At 68.2% G+C, this 15,977-nt stretch carries 21 protein-coding genes; 12 read left to right on the top strand and 9 right to left on the bottom strand.

Translation table 11 applies throughout. The features are described 5' to 3' along the window. Positions 1-10: 10 nt before the first annotated feature. The 3 genes from ACQ4LY_RS09100 to ACQ4LY_RS09090 are packed head-to-tail and all read right to left on the bottom strand — an operon-like array spanning position 11 to position 1,771. Positions 11-823, bottom strand: a complete 813-nt coding sequence (locus tag ACQ4LY_RS09100) for a DUF1206 domain-containing protein (RefSeq protein ID WP_431070766.1) — start codon at positions 821-823, stop codon at positions 11-13. Beyond that, positions 820-1,503, bottom strand: coding sequence for a phosphatase PAP2 family protein (locus ACQ4LY_RS09095; protein WP_431070764.1), 684 nt, complete (start codon positions 1,501-1,503; stop codon positions 820-822). The genes ACQ4LY_RS09100 and ACQ4LY_RS09095 overlap by 4 nt, the downstream gene beginning before the upstream one ends. Before the next feature lie 7 nt (positions 1,504-1,510). Beyond that, complete coding sequence (locus ACQ4LY_RS09090; protein ID WP_056514962.1) at positions 1,511-1,771, bottom strand: DUF6458 family protein; 261 nt, start codon at positions 1,769-1,771, stop codon at positions 1,511-1,513. Positions 1,772-1,888: 117 nt separating this feature from the next. Here ACQ4LY_RS09090 and ACQ4LY_RS09085 point away from each other — a divergent pair, with 117 nt between their 5' ends. From ACQ4LY_RS09085 to ACQ4LY_RS09075, 3 genes are read left to right on the top strand one after another with little or no spacing between them, the layout of a single operon-like run. Then, positions 1,889-2,551: an ArsR family transcriptional regulator gene (locus ACQ4LY_RS09085; protein ID WP_431070761.1), complete on the top strand. Its 663-nt coding sequence runs from the start codon at positions 1,889-1,891 to the stop codon at positions 2,549-2,551. A 50-nt stretch (positions 2,552-2,601) separates the two neighbouring features. Then, the gene (gene dinB / locus ACQ4LY_RS09080) at positions 2,602-3,798 is read left to right on the top strand and encodes a DNA polymerase IV (RefSeq protein ID WP_431070759.1); all 1,197 of its coding nucleotides are present in this window, start codon (positions 2,602-2,604) and stop codon (positions 3,796-3,798) included. Positions 3,799-3,858: 60 nt separating this feature from the next. Further along, on the top strand, positions 3,859-4,140 hold the full coding sequence (locus ACQ4LY_RS09075; protein ID WP_431070757.1) for a hypothetical protein: 282 nt from the start codon (positions 3,859-3,861) through the stop codon (positions 4,138-4,140). Here ACQ4LY_RS09075 and ACQ4LY_RS09070 read toward each other — a convergent pair whose 3' ends face one another. After that, positions 4,141-4,434: a hypothetical protein gene (locus tag ACQ4LY_RS09070; RefSeq protein WP_056313178.1), complete on the bottom strand. Its 294-nt coding sequence runs from the start codon at positions 4,432-4,434 to the stop codon at positions 4,141-4,143. Positions 4,435-4,551: 117 nt separating this feature from the next. Here ACQ4LY_RS09070 and ACQ4LY_RS09065 point away from each other — a divergent pair, with 117 nt between their 5' ends. After that, on the top strand, positions 4,552-5,307 hold the full coding sequence (locus ACQ4LY_RS09065; protein WP_431070755.1) for a class I SAM-dependent methyltransferase: 756 nt from the start codon (positions 4,552-4,554) through the stop codon (positions 5,305-5,307). 39 nt (positions 5,308-5,346) lie between these two features. Here the strand turns inward: ACQ4LY_RS09065 and ACQ4LY_RS09060 are convergent, their stop codons facing one another. Beyond that, a complete protein-coding gene (locus ACQ4LY_RS09060; RefSeq protein ID WP_431070753.1) occupies positions 5,347-5,727 on the bottom strand; it encodes a thiol-disulfide oxidoreductase DCC family protein in 381 nt (126 codons plus the stop codon). A gap of 87 nt (positions 5,728-5,814) precedes the next feature. On the opposite strand from ACQ4LY_RS09060, the gene ACQ4LY_RS09055 reads away from it, so the two are divergent. Together ACQ4LY_RS09055 and ACQ4LY_RS09050 are read left to right on the top strand one after the other, a co-directional pair. After that, complete coding sequence (locus ACQ4LY_RS09055) at positions 5,815-6,018, top strand: hypothetical protein (protein ID WP_056313699.1); 204 nt, start codon at positions 5,815-5,817, stop codon at positions 6,016-6,018. A 12-nt stretch (positions 6,019-6,030) separates the two neighbouring features. Then, a complete protein-coding gene (locus ACQ4LY_RS09050) occupies positions 6,031-6,654 on the top strand; it encodes a cyclodeaminase/cyclohydrolase family protein (protein WP_431070750.1) in 624 nt (207 codons plus the stop codon). Between the two features lie 24 nt (positions 6,655-6,678). Here ACQ4LY_RS09050 and ACQ4LY_RS09045 read toward each other — a convergent pair whose 3' ends face one another. The 3 genes from ACQ4LY_RS09045 to ACQ4LY_RS09035 all read right to left on the bottom strand — a co-directional run bounded on the left by ACQ4LY_RS09045 (position 6,679) and on the right by ACQ4LY_RS09035 (position 9,407). Continuing rightward, complete coding sequence (locus ACQ4LY_RS09045) at positions 6,679-7,005, bottom strand: hypothetical protein (protein WP_431070748.1); 327 nt, start codon at positions 7,003-7,005, stop codon at positions 6,679-6,681. Positions 7,006-7,303: 298 nt separating this feature from the next. Then, entirely contained in the window at positions 7,304-8,341 is a 1,038-nt protein-coding gene (locus ACQ4LY_RS09040; protein WP_431070746.1) for a methionine synthase, read from the bottom strand. Positions 8,342-8,378: 37 nt separating this feature from the next. Further along, positions 8,379-9,407 (bottom strand): DUF1852 domain-containing protein, encoded by a 1,029-nt coding sequence (locus ACQ4LY_RS09035; protein ID WP_431075661.1) that lies wholly within the window; start codon positions 9,405-9,407, stop codon positions 8,379-8,381. Positions 9,408-9,531: 124 nt separating this feature from the next. Here ACQ4LY_RS09035 and ACQ4LY_RS09030 point away from each other — a divergent pair, with 124 nt between their 5' ends. Then, complete coding sequence (locus ACQ4LY_RS09030) at positions 9,532-10,473, top strand: LysR family transcriptional regulator (protein ID WP_431070744.1); 942 nt, start codon at positions 9,532-9,534, stop codon at positions 10,471-10,473. A gap of 29 nt (positions 10,474-10,502) precedes the next feature. Here the strand turns inward: ACQ4LY_RS09030 and aztA are convergent, their stop codons facing one another. Continuing rightward, positions 10,503-11,156 carry a zinc ABC transporter ATP-binding protein AztA gene (aztA, locus tag ACQ4LY_RS09025; RefSeq protein WP_431070742.1) on the bottom strand — a complete coding sequence of 218 codons (654 nt, stop codon included), beginning with the start codon at positions 11,154-11,156 and terminating at the stop codon, positions 10,503-10,505. Between the two features lie 115 nt (positions 11,157-11,271). On the opposite strand from aztA, the gene aztB reads away from it, so the two are divergent. The 5 genes from aztB (at position 11,272) to ACQ4LY_RS09000 (ending at position 15,966) form a co-directional block, all read left to right on the top strand. Continuing rightward, the gene (aztB, locus tag ACQ4LY_RS09020; RefSeq protein WP_431075659.1) at positions 11,272-12,063 is read left to right on the top strand and encodes a zinc ABC transporter permease AztB; all 792 of its coding nucleotides are present in this window, start codon (positions 11,272-11,274) and stop codon (positions 12,061-12,063) included. A gap of 28 nt (positions 12,064-12,091) precedes the next feature. Then, on the top strand, positions 12,092-13,375 hold the full coding sequence (locus ACQ4LY_RS09015) for an ABC transporter (protein ID WP_431070740.1): 1,284 nt from the start codon (positions 12,092-12,094) through the stop codon (positions 13,373-13,375). 1 nt (position 13,376) lies between these two features. Further along, entirely contained in the window at positions 13,377-14,288 is a 912-nt protein-coding gene (aztC, locus tag ACQ4LY_RS09010; RefSeq protein ID WP_431070738.1) for a zinc ABC transporter substrate-binding protein AztC, read from the top strand. Positions 14,289-14,316: 28 nt separating this feature from the next. Beyond that, complete coding sequence (gene aztD, locus ACQ4LY_RS09005; protein ID WP_431070736.1) at positions 14,317-15,525, top strand: zinc metallochaperone AztD; 1,209 nt, start codon at positions 14,317-14,319, stop codon at positions 15,523-15,525. 123 nt (positions 15,526-15,648) lie between these two features. After that, the gene (locus tag ACQ4LY_RS09000) at positions 15,649-15,966 is read left to right on the top strand and encodes an NIPSNAP family protein (RefSeq protein WP_431070734.1); all 318 of its coding nucleotides are present in this window, start codon (positions 15,649-15,651) and stop codon (positions 15,964-15,966) included. Positions 15,967-15,977: the final 11 nt, after the last annotated feature.

The raw sequence follows: 15,977 nt of genomic DNA, 5'->3' as shown, positions 1-15,977 counted from the left end.
GACCGGAGGATCACATGCGGGCGTAACGCGCGCGGGCGAAGCAGAACAGTCCGTAGAGCACGAGCCCCGCACCGACGACCCACAAGATGACGACGCCGAAGGGCAACCCGGCCAGTGCGCGAAGCGCCGAATCGAGGCCGCCTGCCGTCTCGGGGTCGTGCGTGAGCGCGGCGATCACGAACAGCACCCCTGCGACTCCGACGGCGATGCCCTTGGCGATGTAGCCGGCGACGCCGAACGCGACGATGCCCGACTGCGCCGCTCCCCCGGGCGCCGAGAGGTTCTTCATGAACTTCTGGGTGATGCCGCGCACGATGAAGGCGATGCCGATCGCGGCGACGATCAGGCCCACGAGCACCAGCAGCGCGACGCCTGCGGGCGCCGCGAGGAGCTTTGCACTGAACGACTGCGACGACTCTGAGGACTGCGACTGACCGCCGAGGGCGTAGACGAGGGCGGTGGCGCCGATCGCGAGATATGCGGCGGCCGTGCCGAGGAACTTGACCCGATGCGCCCATTTCTTCTTCGCATCGGGGTCGCGCTCGATCACGGCTTCCGCGATCTGCCAGACCGCGAGCGCCAGCAGCCCGAGCACGATGATCCAGAGCAGGAAGACGCCGGCGGGCGACTGCTGGATCTGCTCCATGGCCCCGCCCTGGTCGGCGTTCTCGCCACCACCGCCGGACGCGATCGAGATCGCGATGCCGCCGATGAGCAGATGCAGGATGCCGAGCACGACATAGCCGATCCGGGCGAGGACTCGGAAGGTCGTGGAGTCCTGCGCGGCGTTGGCTGCCGAGGCTGCGGAGTTTCGGGTGTTCATGGGGTCGCACTGCTTTCGATCGTCTTTTCACCGGCCGATTCGCCGGCCGATTCCGTTGTGGCTCTGCTGACGTGTCGTGCCCTGGCCGAGTCGACGCACACCCACACGAAGCAGGCGACGGCTATGCCTTCGAGCAGGCCCGCCACTACATCGCTGAGCCAGTGCGCGTGCAGGTACGTGCGGCTCCACATCATCGTGACGACCCAGACTGCTCCCAGCGCCCACACGTACCAGCGACGGAAGGTCAGCGCGAGGATCACCGCGACCGTGGTCGCCACGGCGGTGTGCCCCGATGGGAAGGACGTCGCCACGCTCTCGGCGAGCGAGTCCTCGGGGCGGGTGCGGCCGATCACGGCCGCCATGGTGGCGCCGATCGCGACGACGGCGACCAGGGCGATCGCCAGCGTCGCGGCATCCCACCGGCGCTTGCGCCACACCAGCCACGCGATCAGAGCGGCGCCGATCACGATCATGCCCAGGGTGCCGCCGACGATGGCGGGCACCCAGGCCACGACGAGCCACGCGTCGCCGGTCGATGACACCACGAGGTCGTGCCACCAGACGTCGACCGCGAGCGGCTCGTGTCCGCCCATCGCCACGAAGGTGCGGAGCACCACGAAGGCGACGGTCGCCGAGGCGCCCGCGATCAGAACCGAGGTGGATCGTGCGGCGCCGACCACGCGCGGGTCAGGCGATCGGGTCGTTGTTGCGGATGCTGCGTCGCGTCACTCGCTCACCGGTGGCCGGGTCCACGGCCGTGCGGTCGACGGTCTCGGTGCGACGGCTGCGCATCACGAGAACGAGGCTGATCAGGAACACGACGACGCCCGCGCCCATGAGGATGTAGCCGATGAGGTCGAGATCGACGTAGCCGCCGGTGTCGATGTTGATCGCGAAGACGAGGATCGCTCCGATGACGAAGAGCGCGATTCCGCTGCCGATACCCATGTTGTCCGTTCCTCTCCGAGACCGCCCCTGCGGTCTCGCGTCGACAACGATAGGGTCAATGACCGTTGAGTCAATAGCCGTGGACACAACCGCCGGTGCATGGTATGGATGAAGACGATGACTGAGCTCGAGAGACGTGCGGGGATCTTCGCGGCCCTCGCCGAACAGACGCGACTGCGGATCGTCGACCTCCTCACCCTCGGAGATCTCTCCTCCTCCGAGATCGGGACGGCACTCGACCTGCGGTCGAATCTGATCGCCCACCACCTCGGCGTGCTCGAATCCGCCCAGATCGTCTCGCGCACGCGGTCGGAGTTCGACAAGCGCCGCAGCTACATCGGCCTGCGCCCCGAGGTGTTCGACACTCTCGCGCCGACGAGCGTGACGCCCCCTCGCCGGGTGCTGTTCGTGTGCACGGCGAACTCCGCGCGCTCGCAGCTCGCCGAGGTCATCTGGCGCGACATGAGCGTCATCGACGCCGCATCCGCGGGCACCCTCCCGGCTGCGGTCGTGAACCCCGAGGCCTCTGCGGCCGCCGCCCGACACGGATTGGCGATCGACGAAGCACGCCCTCCCCGTCACGTGGACGACGTGCGCAGCGACGGCGATCTCGTCATCACGGTGTGCGACGACGCGCACGAGCGGCTGCCCATTCGCGACGATCTGCACTGGTCGATCCGCGACCCCGCCCGCATCGGCACCCCCGCCGCGTTCGACGCCGCCTTCGACACCCTGTTCCAGCGGATCCGCGCCCTGTCGTCTCGACTCATCGCCGCCTGAGCCGATGTCCCCGGCCCGTGCGATCATCTGCACGTCGACGGGAGGACGGGATGCGGGGCGAAGCGACCGTGATGCACGCCGATCTCGACGCTTTCTACGCCTCTGTCGAACAGCGCGATGCCCCCGAGCTGCGGGGCAGACCGGTGATCGTGGGCGGCGGAGTGGTGCTCGCCGCGAGCTATGAGGCCAAGGCCCGTGGGGTGCGCACCGCGATGGGCGGCCGCCAGGCTCTCGAGCTCTGTCCGGATGCCGTGGTCATGCCTCCGCGCATGGAGGCGTACTCCGCGGCGAGCAAAGAGGTGTTCGCGATCTTCCGCGACACGACGCCGCTCGTGGAGGGTCTCTCGATCGACGAGGCCTTCCTCGAGGTCGGCGGGCTCCGGCACATCGTCGGCACGCCAGAGCAGGTCGCGGTGCGGCTGCGTGAACGGGTGCGCGCCGAGGTCGGACTCGCGATCTCGGTGGGCGTCGCCCGCACGAAGTTCCTCGCCAAGGTCGCGAGCGCGGTCGGCAAACCCGACGGGCTGCTCGTGGTCGAACCGGAGCGAGAAGAGGAGTTCCTCCTCCCCCTGCCGGTCGAACGGCTGTGGGGCGTCGGCGCGGTGACCGCCGAGAAGCTGCACCGCTATGGCGTGCGAACGGTCGGCCAGCTGGCGGAGCTCGAGGCAGCGACGGCCGAGCGGATGCTGGGCAGGGCCGTCGGCTCGCATCTGCATGCCCTGGCCCGGCTGCGCGGCCCTCGCCCCGTCGACACGACGCGGCGCCGAGGGTCGATCGGCTCCCAGCGCGCACTCGGCAGCCGACCGCGGTCGAGCGAAGAGCTCGATCTCATCCTCACCCAGATCGTCGACCGACTGGCCAGGCGTCTGCGCGACGGCGACCGGGTATGCCGCACGGTCGTCCTGCGCCTGCGCTTCGGCGACTTCGCGAAGGCCACCCGGTCTCGCACCCTCGGCTCTCCGACCGACCGCACCGCGATCCTGCTCACGGTCGCGCAGACGCTGCTCGGCGCCGCCCGGCCCGAGATCGCCGAGCGGGGCATCACATTGATCGGCGTCTCCCTGTCGCAGCTCGCCCAGGCCGACAGCGTGCAGCCCGAGCTGCCGATCGACTGGGGCGACGAGCGGCGCCTCGACACCGTGCTCGACTCGCTGCGCGATCGCTTCGGCGCGGCATCCGTGTCGCGCGCAGCGCAGCTCGGCCGCGATCCCGGGTGGTCGAGTCCGATCCTCCCCGAGCACGAGTGATCGGCGTGACCCCTGGCGTCTCTTTGGAAGAACCGGCGCCCGGATCTTAGGGTGGTGTACATGGCAGGACCAGAGACCATGATGCGGACCGAGATGGTGCTCGACGGAGAGAGCTATCTCCTCGCGCAGCTACAGGATCTCGGCGACGTGAAGCGTCGCATCGAGGAGGCGGTGAAGAGCTCCGGCAGGTTCGTCGACTTCGTCGTCGTCGGCAACCGCGAGGTGAGCGTACTCATCACCCCGTACTCCCGGGTGACCATCAGCGTGTCGACGGTGCTCTTCGACTCGCGCGACACCGGAGACGTCGACTTCCCGTACGGCGGGTTCTTCGACGGAATCTGATCAGAGCTGATCGAGCACGAGCTCGCCGCGCGAGTTCAGCTGCTCCATCATGTGCGTCACGCGCTTCGGATCGATCGTCGCCACCGTCGGCTGGTCGAACTCCAGCACCAGCGGGATGCTCGGATGCACCCAGATCGTCAGCCGACCCGACGGCACCTCGGGCTTGGGCAGCCAGGTCATCATGAAACTCTCGTTGCGGCGCAGCTTCGTCCCGATGACGATCTTCAGGTGCGCCAGAGTGACATCCTCGATGTCGATCGCGGGGCGCGAGCTGTTGTACTCCAGTGTTCCCATATCGAGAACTGTACGCGGGGTCGGCGGCGTTCACCTCCCTCCTCCACGTCCCGGGGCACGGTCACGGGGCTCAGCCACGGACGGAATCGGACGGTTCCGCGATGACAGAATCGAGGGATGACTGATTCGTTCGAGGCGCAGATCGAGGCGGGGTCCACAGCAGATGTCTCTGGTTGGGACTTCTCCTGGCTCGACGGGCGGGCGACCGAGGAGCGACCGCCGTGGGGCTATGCGCGCCTGCTCGGCGAGCGTCTGAGCACCGCGTCAGCCTCCCTCGATATCCAGACCGGCGGCGGCGAGGTGCTGTCCGAAGCCGCGTCGTTCCCGCCCGTGGCCGTCGCGACCGAGTCCTCGCCGCCGAACATCGCGCGCGCCACACACCTGCTGCATCCGCGAGGCGTGGTCGTCGTCGCCGATCAGGACGAGCCACCGCTGCCGTTCGCCGATGCCGCCTTCGATCTGCTCACGAGCCGCCACCCCGCCACGATCTGGTGGGACGAGATCTCGCGTGTGCTCAGCCCCGGCGGCACCTATCTCGCGCAGCACGTGGGGCCTGCGAGCGCCTTCGAGCTGATCGAGTTCTTCCTCGGGCCGCAGCCGGAGGCCCGCCGCGGGCGACACCACGACGACGAGGTCGCCGCGGCCGAAGCCGCAGGGCTGGAGGTCGTCGATCTCCGCACCGCGAGAATGCGGATCGAGATCCACGACGTCGCAGCGGTGGTCTATCTGCTGCGCAAGGTGATCTGGTGGGTTCCCGGCTTCACCGTCGAGACGCACCTCGACCGGCTCCGCGAACTGCACGAGCTCATCCAGGCAGAAGGCCCGTTCGTCGCCCACTCGACCAGGCATCTGATCGACGCACGTCGGCGCTGAGCCGACCTCAGCCCGGCGGACCGTGCCTGATCAGCCGGATCAGCCGGCCGCGCGCGGCATCGCACACGCCGCGGTGCCGCCGGGGAGGCGATGCCGGAAGCGTGCGATCAACGAATAGCCGAGCGGTGCGGCCCACGAGAACGGCGGAGTCACGAGCAGATGTCCGAGGAACCGCAGAATCCCCTGCGGTTGCGTCTGCAGCAGGGCGGCGAACGCCGCGTGGCCACGGAATCGCCGCCCGCCCGCCAGGAGCCAGACGTAGTGGGTCACATCGTCGCGGCTGAGTGCGAGCTGCTCCAGGTCGAGCCACTGCCACGGCTGCGCGTCCGGAAATCTGTCGAGTGCGTTCTCGAGTCGCCGCACCCACGTCGTGCAGAAGGCGCAGTCTCCGTCGAAGACGAGCAGCGGTTCGGTGGGCATGGCTCCGACACTACGCTCCCCGAACCACAGGACTCTCACGATCTCAACCCCCTGTTCCTGGGCGAGGCCATGTCGGAGTCTGTCGGCATGAGCCACCCCGACGACATCAAGCAGCCACTCGACCATCTGCCGCCGCTCGATGAGCGAGACAAGGCGATCGACATCGACGAGCCGAGCTATCCGACCTCCGAGGCACCGACGGGCCCCGCGCACGCATCGCCCGAGACGGCTGCGGAGCCCGACAAGCCGAACCGCCACGGCGTCGACAAGCTTCCGCCGACGTCGCGCTGAGTGCTCGGCGATATGGAGCCGCCCGCCGACGTCCCGACGTCGATCCCGCTGGACGACTGGCTCGCGAAGCTCGGCCAGTCCACCGGAGCGCCGGGAGGCGGTGCCGCGGCCGGCGTGATGCTCGGCATCGCGGCATCCCTGCTCAGCATGGTCGCCGCCTATACGCCCGATGATCCGCGTGCAGCGGAGTGCGGGCGCCGAGTGGCCCGGCTGCGCGGCGAGGCGCTGCAGGGCACGGAGAGCGACGGAGTCCTCTCCGCCGAGTTCGGCGCCGCGCTCGCTCTTCCCGCCGACGACCCGGATCGCGACGCCCGGGTGCGCGCTGCAGCCGCGCGCGCGGCGGAGTCGGCGGCGCGACTCGGATCATCAGGGGCAGTGCTGCTGCGTGAGCTGCGGGTGATGCGCGAGATCGGGAATCGAAGCCTGTCGGCGGATCTCGCCGTGGCAGCAGGAGCACTCGCCGCGGGTCTTTCGGGGTGCTCCATCAACCTTCGTGCGAACCTCCGAACTGCTCGAGCGCATCATGCGCCGGCAGCAGCGCTGGCCGAGCTGCACGTCGGCGCCGCGCGGCTGGCTGAGTCGCAGCAGAGCGCCACGCGGATCGCGGCAGAGCTCTCCGCGGAGTTCGACGACTGATCCTCGAGCCGGTGTCGGGACGGTCTAATCGAGCTCGTACTCCTGGCCTTCGGGGGCCTCGAGAGGCTGCCCCGACGGCGATTCGACACCACGGGTGAGCGTCTGCAGCCGACGGACCAACTCGGGGTCTTCGGGCTCCGGCCCGCTGACGGCGACCTCCTTCGACACGATCTGGCTGGCCGGACCGATCAGGAACTTCGCCGTCACGACGGTGCCGTCGTGCTCCCGCACCGGTATCTCGACGATCTCGGCACGCTCCTCATCGCCCAGTGCCCGCCCGTACGCCAGCAGAGCATCCGCGATGTCGTCACCGGTCAGGAACTCGTCGCCGCCATAGAGGATCGATTGCATAGTGCTGGTCTAGGCGCTCGCGGCCGAAAACCCACGCCCCTTGCCCGCTCGCCCGGCGGATGCTATCGACCGCTCCGGCCGTCCGGAGACGAGAAAAAGGGTACGCCCACTCGAGACCATCCGCCATGGGATGCCGTAACCGACCGATCGCGCGTATCGTCACGCCCTGAGAGCCGGCGCCGTAGGCGTCATGGGGATCGCCCCCGGAGTGGCTCCGGTCGAGGGGCTCTGTGCCGACGGTTGCGAAAAGCCCGCCGAGAGAGAGTCCCTCCACTGTGGGTGGCGACGATCTGCGCAGTCAGCTCGTAGACGCAGCGAGCTCTTCTCGGAGCAGCGCGGCCCCTGCGCTGAGCGCACGCAGCTTGCCGCGCGCGACGTCACGAGGCAGCGGCGCCAAGCCGCAGTTCGTGCTCGCGATCAGCTTGTCCGCGTCGACGAAGTGGAGGGCGTTCCGAAGGGTGTCGGCGACCTCTTCGGGGGTCTCGATCGTGTCGCTGGCGACATCGATGGCTCCGAGCATGACCTTCTTGCCCCGGATGAGCTCGATGAGGTCCAGCGGGACCTGCGAATGGTGGCTCTCCAGCGAGATGGTGTCGATGCTCGACCGCTGGAGCAACGGGAACGAGGTCTCGTACTGCCGCCATTCCGCGCCGAGGGTCGCCTTCCAGTCGGTGTTCGCCTTGATCCCGTAGCCGTAGCAGATGTGCACCACGGTCTCGGCACGCAGTCCTTCGGCCGCCCTCTCGAGAACCGCGATGCCCCAGTCCTTCACGTCGTCGAAGAAGACGTTGAATGCCGGCTCATCGAATTGGATGATGTCGACCCCCGCGGCCTCGAGCTCCCTGGCCTCCTGGTTGAGGATCGTCGCGAACTCCCAGGCCAGCTTCTCGCGGCTCTTGTAGTGACGGTCGTACAGAGTGTCGATCATCGTCATCGGGCCGGGCAGGGCCCACTTGATCGGCTGATCGGTCTGCTGGCGGAGGAACTTGGCATCCTCGACGAACACGGGCTTCTCGCGGCTCACAGCTCCCACGACGGTCGGCACGCTGGCGTCGTATCGGTCGCGGATCCGAACGGTCTCCCGCTGGTCGAAATCGACGCCGGAGAGATGCTCGATGAACGTCGTGACGAAGTGCTGGCGGCTCTGCTCGCCGTCGCTGATGATGTCGAGGCCGGCCTGATGCTGCTCCTCGACGGTGATGCGCAGAGCATCCTGCACGCCCTCGACCAGAGCATCGCCCTCCAGCTTCCAGGGCGACCAGAGGGTCTCGGGCTGGGCGAGCCAGGACGGCTTGGGAAGACTGCCGACGATCGACGTGGGAAGAAGCGTGGTCATGGTGTGGAGTTCTCCGTCGGTCGGGCGAGAAAGATGGTCAGGCGACGGGGGCGAGGTCGTCGGCAGGCACACGGTCGTCGGCCGTGTCGCCGTAACTGGCGGCCCACTGCTCGAGAAGGTCGCCGTGCGGCTGCATCAGGTGCTCGTCCGTGAACCTGCCCTGCTCGGCTGCAAGTCGACTCCGCTCGTCGCGGTCGTACGCGATCTTGGTCACCGAGTAGTCCTGCTGCTCGAGGCTCGGCTGATAGATGCCCGCCGCGGCCGAGTTCGCGTTGTAGACCTCCGGGCGGTAGATCTTCTGGAACGTCTCCATCGTGCTGATCGTGCCGATGAGCTGGAGGTTCGTGTAGTCGTTCAGCAAATCGCCGCGGAAGTAGAACGCCAGCGGCGCGACGCTGCCGCGCGGCATGAAGTACCGAACCGAGAGACCCATCTTGGCGAAGTACGCATCGGTCAGCGACGAGTCCTTCTGCTCATACTCGACCCCGAGGACCGGGTGATGGTTGTCGGTGCGACGGTACGTCTTGCTCGTCGAGACGCTGATGCAGATCACCGGCGAGAGGGAGAACCGCTCCTGGTAGGCCTCGGAGTCGAGGAAGTGCTGGAAGAGCTTGCCGTGCAGATCGCCGAAGTCGTCGGGAAGGGCGAATCGACCCGCGGCTTCGCTGGCGGCCGGCAGTCGCACACTGAAGTCGTAGTCGCGCACGTACGACGAGAAGTTGTTGCCGACGATCCCGTGGGTGCGCTTGCCCGTGAGACGGTCGACGATCTGGAGGTCCAGAACCTCGAGCAGGGGGAACTCCCGGTCCTCGCCCTCCGCGGCGAACTGCACCGCGACCGAGATGATCTCGAGTTCGAGCGTGTAGCGGTCGCCGCCTGGATTGTCCCAGCGGGCCAGGTCGTTGAACCGACGGTCGATCATCGTCAGGGCGTTGCGCAGGTTCTGCTGCCGATGCTCGCCCCGCGCGAGGTTCGCGAAGTTCGTGGTGATCCGGGAATCGTGCGACGGCGAATAGTCCTCGTCGAAGCGGGTCGTCGTGATGCGGAACGTGAAGTCGTGGGCCATGAGGTGCCAATCGGTGGGCTGATCGGCCGGGCTCGGCCTCGCGAAAGGGGATGCCTCCATGGTGCGCCGAGAGCACCTCCATCGGGTAATGCTCCACGACTATGAGATGGCATAGTCTGTGCCTATGGCCAGACGATCGAGCGGGATCACCCTGCAGCAGCTCACGTATTACATCGAGGTCGCCGCAGAGGGATCGATCAGTGCTGCGGCAGACCTGCTCTACGTCGCGCAGCCCACCATGTCGGCGGCGATGAAAGACCTCGAGAGCCGCGTGGGGCGCGTCCTCCTCCTCCGCTCCGCCCGCGGCGTGACGCTCACCACCGACGGCGTGGAGTTCCTCGGGTACGCCAGGCAGGTCGTCGAACAGGTCGCGCTCCTCGAACAGCGCTACCTCGGCCGTCCGCCGTCACGACGCCTGCTCGGGGTGTCGACGCAGCACTACTCGTTCGCCGTCGACGCACTGGTGCGGATGGTGAAGGCGACCTCGGCCGCGGAATACGAGTTCTCGCTGCGGGAGACGCGCACGTGGGACATCATCGAGGACGTCCGCACCCTTCGCAGCGAACTGGGCATCCTGTACCGAAACGACTTCAACCGCAACGTCATCGACAAGCTGCTCCGGGATTCCGGGCTCGCCTTCCGCCCGCTCTTCGTCGCCGAACCGCACATCTTCATCTCGCGCAAGAATCCTCTGGCGTCCCGGGCTCGCGTGACCCTCGACGATCTCGCCGAAGTGCCACGTCTCACCTTCGACCAGGGCGCGAACAACTCCTTCTACTTCGCCGAGGAGATCCTCTCCACCCTCTCGAGCCCGCAGGAGATCCGCGTCTCGGACCGCGCGACCATCTTCAACCTCATGATCGGACTCGACGGGTACACCATCTCGACAGGCATCATCAGCGACGACCTCGATCCCGAGATCGTCGCCATCCCGCTCGACGTCGACGAGCGCATCGAGATCGGCTGGATCGGCCACTCCGCGATTCCGCTGACCGAGCAGGCCCAGCGCTATCTCGCCGAACTGCGAACGGTCGTCTCGGGGTTCGGGGTGACGCTGCTCGGCTGAGCGCGGCACCGGGGCGCACGCCGGCGACGCTAGGCGGTCTCGCGCACGCGCCCTTCGACCAGCGGGATCGTGTGCTCTGCATCGCCGATCACGGCGGGGTCGTGCGAGACGCAGACGACCGCGACCCCGCGTGCGGATTCCTCGCGCATGACCGCACGGATCCGCAGGGCGCTCGACACATCGAGGCCGGTCGTCGGCTCGTCGAGCAGCAGAAGGTCTGCATCCCGCGCCAGCCCCTGGGCGAGCAGAGCCCGCTGCTGCTGACCCCCCGAGAGCGAGGAGAACGGCTCGCGTGCGAGCGATCGGATCTCGAGGCGCTCCATCGCGCTCTCGACGAGCTCGCGCGCGGCGGCATCCATGCGCCGCCACAGCCCCAGCCTGCCCCATGCACCGACGCTGACAACGTCTCTCACCGACACGGGGAGCCCGTCGGGAATGGCGGCGCGCTGCGGCACGAACGCCACAGCACCACGCACGGTGCGGATGCCGGAGGTCATAGCCCGGGTTCCCGCGAGCACCTCGAGAAGAGTCGATTTGCCGGCACCGTTCGGCCCGGTGATGACGGTGACCGCGCCGGAGCGTATCGAGACATAGACACCGGCGAGCGCCGCCCGATCTCCGAACGAGACATGGACGCCGGTGAGATCAGCGGTGGCACGTGGGGTGGGGGGAAGGTCGAGCACCCCTTCATCATATGAGTTTGATAATCATTCTCAAAAAGCCCTAGGCTCACTGAACGTGACCTCCCATCCCGCCGGCGTGCTCGCCCCCTTCGCCCTCGACTTCCTGCAGCGCGGGATGCTCGGCGGCGCTCTCGTCGCGGTGCTCTGCGCCGTCGTCGGCACCTGGGTGGTCATCCGCGGCATGGCTTTCCTCGGCGAAGCGCTGGCGCACGGCATGCTCCCCGGGGTCGCACTCGCCACCGTGCTCTCGCTGCCGGTGCTGGTCGGCGGCGCTCTCAGCGCCATCGCGATGAGCCTCGGCATCGGCGCGCTGCAGCGCCGAGCACGGCTGTCGTACGACACGAGCATCGGGCTGCTGTTCGTCTCGATGCTGGCCCTCGGGGTCATCGTCATCTCTCACTCCGGCAGCTTCGCCACCGACGCGACAGCGATCCTGTTCGGAGACATCCTGGCGATCAGCGAGGCCGACCTCGCACTGCTCGCCGCGGCAGCGACCATCGGGCTGATCACCGCCGCCGTGCTCCACCGCTCGTTCGTCGCCCTGTCGCTCGATGCACGGATCGCCTCGGTGCTGGGGCTCCGCCCGCAGATCGCTCAGGCCGCGCTCGTCGGACTCGTCACCCTCGCGGTCGTCGCGTCGTATCAGGCCGTCGGATCGATGCTCGTCGTCGGTCTGCTGCTCGCACCGGCCGTCGCCGCAGGCCACTGGACCACTCGCATCCCGACCCGCATGGCGCTCGCCGCGCTCTTCGGCATCACCGCGGTCATCCTCGGCCTGCTCGCCTCGTGGTACGCGGCGACGGCCGCGGGGGCATCGGTCGCAGCATCCGCGATCCTGCTCGCCTGCCTCTCGTGGGCGGCGCGAACAGCGACCGACTCCCTCGGGTCACGGGTGCGACGCGCCTGAACCCTCTGTCACGACGACGCGACCCCGCATGACCCACGACCCACGACTCACGACTCACGACTCACGACTCACGGCAGGAAAGGACCCCGTGCGCTCCCGCATCCCCCTCTTCGCCCTCACCGGCGCCCTCACCTTCTCCTTGGTCGCCTGCAGCTCGAGCCCCGTCGATCGGTCGTCCGGTGATTCCTCGGATGACGGACACGGCGCGGTCGCCGGCGCGGAGGAAGTGGCCGAGCCGCAACTCGGGCTGACCTCGATCGACGCCGACGGCACCGTACGCCATCTGGACCTGCTCGACGAGAGCGTCACAGAGATCGGCGAGGTCTCTTCGCCGAGCGCTCTGACCACCGACGGGCGCTACCTGTTCGCACAGACCGACGACGGAATCGAGATCGTCGACAGCGGGGTGTGGACCTGGGACCACGTCGATCATTTCCACTACTACCGGGCGGATCCGGCCGTGCTCGGGACGGTTCACGGCGAGGGCACGGCGGCAGTCGCGACGACCAATCTGTCGACGACCGGCGGCACCGGCATCTCGTTCCACGACTCGGGCGATGCCGTGCTGCTCGACACGCAGGCACTGTCGAAGGGCGAGATCAGCGAGCTGTTCCGCATCGAGCGCGAACCGCACGAGGGTCTCGTCGTGCCGGTCGGCTCGTTCGCGCTCGTCACCGAGGCGTCCGACGGCATCGCCACGACCGTGCGCGGATACACGGCAGGTGGTGAGGAGACCGGTCTCGACGAGCCGTGCATCGCTCCGGCCGGCACCATCACGACACGGGTCGGCGCGGTCATCGGATGCCAGGACGGCGCCCTGCTCGCGCACGTCGACGGCGACGAGCTGCAGGTCGAGCGCATCCCCTACCCTGCCGGGACGACGGCACCTGCCGCCACATCGTTCGACAACCGCGAAGGACGCCCCACCGTCGCGGGTCTCGCCGGCTCCCAAGGGATCTGGATGCTCGACACTCGCGCGCGGGCGTGGACCCTCCTCCCCTCCCCCGCCCCGCTCGCACACGTGACCGCGGTCGACGACGAAGACGGCCACCTGCTCGCGCTCACGCAGGACGGTCGGGTGCTCGTGCTGAACGGCGACGACGGATCGGTGCTCGCCGAGACGGCACCGCTCGCGGCGCAGTCTCTGTCTTCGGGCGCCGAGCCGACACTCATCGCCGATCAGCACCGCGCCTATCTGAGCGCGCCGAGCGAGCGCCGACTGTACGAGATCGACTACGCGGATGCCGCTCGCATCGCGCGCACGTTCGAGACCCTCACCGAACCGGCGTTCATCGCCGAGACAGGACGCTGACATGCGTGCCCCACGGATCTTCGCCACCTTCGCCGTGAGCGCACTCGCCGGCATCGGCCTCACCGCCTGTGCGACGGCGGAAGACCCCCGCCCGACCATCGTCGTCTCGACCAACATCCTGGGCGACGTCGTCGAAGAGCTGGTCGGCGAGCAGGCGCAGGTCGTCACGCTCATGAAGCCCGACGCAGACCCGCACTCGTTCGAGATCTCCGCCCAGCAGGCCGCCACTCTGCGCAGCGCCGATCTGCTGGTGTCGAACGGCCTCGGCCTCGAAGAGGGGCTGCAGCAGCACCTCGACGCCGCCGACACCGTGCCTGCATTCGTCGCCGGAGACATGATCGAGGTCCTCGACTACAGCGACGGCGATGCCGCAGGGATGCCCGACTCGCACTTCTGGACCGATCCCGAGCGCATGATCGACGTGGTCGACGCCATCGAACCCGCGCTCGCGGAGGTCGAGGGCATCGACGCCGAGGCGCTCGACGCGACGGTCGAGGACTACCGCGGGCAGCTTCAGGCGCTCGACGCGGAGATGACCGAGGCGTTCGCCACGATCCCCGACGAGCGCCGCGCTCTCGTCACCAACCACCATGTGTTCGGCTACCTGGCGGAACGCTTCGACTTCGAGATCGTCGGCGCAGTGATCCCCGGCGGCACGACGCTCGCCGCGCCCTCGGCATCCGATCTGGCCGATCTCGTCGACGCGATCCACGAGACCGGCGTGCCCGCGATCTTCGCCGAGTCGTCGTCACCCGACCGCCTGGTCCAGGCGCTCGCGAGCGAGGCGGACGTGGAGGTCGACGTCATCGAGCTCTTCACCGAATCGCTCACCGGCCCTGATGGGGGCGCCCCCGACTACCTGACCATGATGCGCATCAACACCGAGCGCATCACCACCGGTCTCAGCTCCTGAGACCCCACCAAGAGAAAGAGGAATGCACATGCGAACCTCCCCCTTCCGGCGTGCGCTGATCAGCGCCGCGGCTCTCGGCGCCGTCGTCACCCTGGCGTCATGCGCCGGCGGCTCGACCGCGCCGGCATCCACCTCCGATGCCAGCGACTCCGACACGCAGGCGGGCGCTCGCGTCGCGGTCGCCTATGAGGGCGGCATCCTCGTGCTCGACGGCGAGACGCTCGAGACGGTCGCCGATTTCGAGTCCGAGCCGTTCACGCGTCTCAACGCCGCCGGCGACGGACGCCACGTCATGGTCACGATGAGCGAGGGCTTCCAGGTTCTCGACACAGCGGCCGGTACGACCGATGAGCCCGAGCTCACCGACACGGTCTTCGAGGCCGACACCCCCGGTCACGTCGTGCGTCACGCAGACAAGACCGTGCTCTACGCCGACGGCACGAGCGACACGACGATCTTCGAGACCGCAGACCTCGCGAGTGCCGACGGCCTGCCCGAGGTCGAGACCATTCCGGGCGTCGAGGCGCACCACGGCGTCTCGGTCGTGCTCGAGGACGGCACTTTCCTGACCACCGTCGGCAACGCCGACGGTCGCAACGGCATCGTGGCGAAAGATGCCGAGGGCGCCGAGATCGTCTCGTCCGACCAGTGCCCCGGCGTGCACGGCGAGGGCACCGCGAAGGACGAGGCCGTGGTGTTCGGCTGCGAGAACGGCGCACTGATCTACCAGGACGGCGAGATCACCAAGGTCGACGCGCCCGACCAGCCGTACGGACGCATGGGCAACGCCTACGTCAGCGAGACCAGCCCGATCATCGTCGGCGACTACAAGAACGATGTCGATGCCGAGGGATACCTGCTCAGCGCCGTGACCCTCATCGACACCGAGGCCAAGACACTCGAGGTCGTCGACCTGCCCGCAGGCGTCGAGTACACCTTCCGTGACATCGTCCGCGGACCGGAGGACCTCGCCTACATCCTCAGCAGCGACGGCGCGATCCACGTGCTCGACCCGGAGACCGGCGAGATCACCGACAGCTTCCCCGTCGTCGAGGCGTGGGAGGGCCCGGCCGAGTGGCAGGACGCCCACCCCGCGATCGTCGTCGCAGGGAACATCGCCTACGTCACCGAGCCTGCCTCGAACAGCGTGCACGCGGTCGACCTGACCACGGGTGAGGTGCTCGTCAGCACCGAGCTCGACGTGACGCCGAACGAGATCGCCCCCGCCGCGGGCTGAGACGACGCGCAGTGAGAGGGGCCGGAGCGATCGCTCCGGCCCCTCTCTTCCCGGCATCTGGCACCCCCACGGGGGCTCGGCTGACACGCGTCTCTGCCTCGGTGCTCTGACAGGATGAACGACATGATCACCGTTCACCTGCGCTACGAGATCGACCCGGACAAGCTCGACGACTTCACCGAGTACGGCCGCGCATGGATCCGGCTGGTGGCGAAGCACGGCGGAACCCACCACGGCTACTTCATGCCGAGCGAAGGAGACAGCGACGAAGCGTTCGCGCTGTTCACATTCCCCTCGCTCGCCGAGTACGAGGTCTACCGCACGGCCTCGAGGACCGACCCCGAGTGCGTGGAGGCCTTCGAGCTCGCACGCAGAACCCAATGCATCCGCCGTTACGAGCGTCGCTTCCTCAGTCCCGTCTTCTCAGCCGACGCCGACTGAAGAGAGATCCT

Source organism: Microbacterium phyllosphaerae, from assembly GCF_050628115.1.
GTDB lineage: Bacteria > Actinomycetota > Actinomycetes > Actinomycetales > Microbacteriaceae > Microbacterium > Microbacterium phyllosphaerae_A.
This window is presented reverse-complemented; position numbering and strand designations above follow the sequence as displayed.

Bases quoted from the DNA above. Each gene is read 5' to 3' on its own strand.
- ACQ4LY_RS09100 (WP_431070766.1), bottom strand. From the start codon at position 823: ATGAACACCCGAAACTCCGCAGCCTCGGCAGCCAACGCCGCGCAGGAC.
- ACQ4LY_RS09090 (WP_056514962.1), bottom strand. From the start codon at position 1,771: ATGGGTATCGGCAGCGGAATCGCGCTCTTCGTCATCGGAGCGATCCTC.
- ACQ4LY_RS09085 (WP_431070761.1), top strand. From the start codon at position 1,889: ATGACTGAGCTCGAGAGACGTGCGGGGATCTTCGCGGCCCTCGCCGAA.
- dinB (WP_431070759.1), top strand. From the start codon at position 2,602: ATGCGGGGCGAAGCGACCGTGATGCACGCCGATCTCGACGCTTTCTAC.
- ACQ4LY_RS09075 (WP_431070757.1), top strand. From the start codon at position 3,859: ATGGCAGGACCAGAGACCATGATGCGGACCGAGATGGTGCTCGACGGA.
- ACQ4LY_RS09070 (WP_056313178.1), bottom strand. From the start codon at position 4,434: ATGGGAACACTGGAGTACAACAGCTCGCGCCCCGCGATCGACATCGAG.
- ACQ4LY_RS09065 (WP_431070755.1), top strand. From the start codon at position 4,552: ATGACTGATTCGTTCGAGGCGCAGATCGAGGCGGGGTCCACAGCAGAT.
- ACQ4LY_RS09060 (WP_431070753.1), bottom strand. From the start codon at position 5,727: ATGCCCACCGAACCGCTGCTCGTCTTCGACGGAGACTGCGCCTTCTGC.
- ACQ4LY_RS09055 (WP_056313699.1), top strand. From the start codon at position 5,815: ATGAGCCACCCCGACGACATCAAGCAGCCACTCGACCATCTGCCGCCG.
- ACQ4LY_RS09050 (WP_431070750.1), top strand. From the start codon at position 6,031: ATGGAGCCGCCCGCCGACGTCCCGACGTCGATCCCGCTGGACGACTGG.
- ACQ4LY_RS09045 (WP_431070748.1), bottom strand. From the start codon at position 7,005: ATGCAATCGATCCTCTATGGCGGCGACGAGTTCCTGACCGGTGACGAC.
- ACQ4LY_RS09040 (WP_431070746.1), bottom strand. From the start codon at position 8,341: ATGACCACGCTTCTTCCCACGTCGATCGTCGGCAGTCTTCCCAAGCCG.
- ACQ4LY_RS09035 (WP_431075661.1), bottom strand. From the start codon at position 9,407: ATGGCCCACGACTTCACGTTCCGCATCACGACGACCCGCTTCGACGAG.
- ACQ4LY_RS09030 (WP_431070744.1), top strand. From the start codon at position 9,532: ATGGCCAGACGATCGAGCGGGATCACCCTGCAGCAGCTCACGTATTAC.
- aztB (WP_431075659.1), top strand. From the start codon at position 11,272: ATGCTCGGCGGCGCTCTCGTCGCGGTGCTCTGCGCCGTCGTCGGCACC.
- ACQ4LY_RS09015 (WP_431070740.1), top strand. From the start codon at position 12,092: ATGACCCACGACCCACGACTCACGACTCACGACTCACGACTCACGGCA.
- aztC (WP_431070738.1), top strand. From the start codon at position 13,377: ATGCGTGCCCCACGGATCTTCGCCACCTTCGCCGTGAGCGCACTCGCC.
- aztD (WP_431070736.1), top strand. From the start codon at position 14,317: ATGCGAACCTCCCCCTTCCGGCGTGCGCTGATCAGCGCCGCGGCTCTC.
- ACQ4LY_RS09000 (WP_431070734.1), top strand. From the start codon at position 15,649: ATGATCACCGTTCACCTGCGCTACGAGATCGACCCGGACAAGCTCGAC.